Below are 424 nucleotides of genomic sequence, written 5' to 3'. Positions count from 1 at the left end.
GGTCTCCACCAGCAATTTTGCCAGCCTAGCCAGCGGGCACAATTTTCCAACCGGCGAGGCCGAGGGTAATCACTGGGGGCAAGCGCTCACCCTGCTCGAAACCACGGCGGCTGGACCCTACTACTTCAACTTCCACACCCGCGACCTTGGGAATTTCACCATCATCGGGCCCACAGGATCGGGTAAGACCGTGGTGCTCAATTTCTTGCTCGCCCAGGCGCGCAAATACCGCCCACGGCTGGTGTGTTTCGACAAGGATCGCGGGGCCGAGTTGTTTATCCGCGCGATCGGCGGACGATATGACGTGCTCCGTCCTGGCAGCCCATCGGGGCTGAATCCTCTCCAACTGGACGACACACCGGCCAATCGCCAGTTCCTCCTCGACTGGGTCGGACTTCTGGTCGGCGCGGTGACGGTCCAGGAG

At 61.8% G+C, this 424-nt stretch carries 1 protein-coding gene; it reads left to right on the top strand.

Going from position 1 to position 424, the window contains the following annotated elements:
- A partial coding sequence (locus tag EO141_RS00260; RefSeq protein WP_164738979.1) for a type IV secretion system DNA-binding domain-containing protein occupies positions 1-424 on the top strand: 424 nt, incomplete at both ends.

The sequence above is a fragment of the Xanthomonas sp. BRIP62415 genome (assembly GCF_003993515.1).
Classification (GTDB): Bacteria; Pseudomonadota; Gammaproteobacteria; order Xanthomonadales; family Xanthomonadaceae; genus Xanthomonas; species Xanthomonas euroxanthea.
The sequence above is the reverse complement of the archived record's forward strand: the minus strand, read 5'-3'. Positions and strand labels throughout refer to the sequence as shown.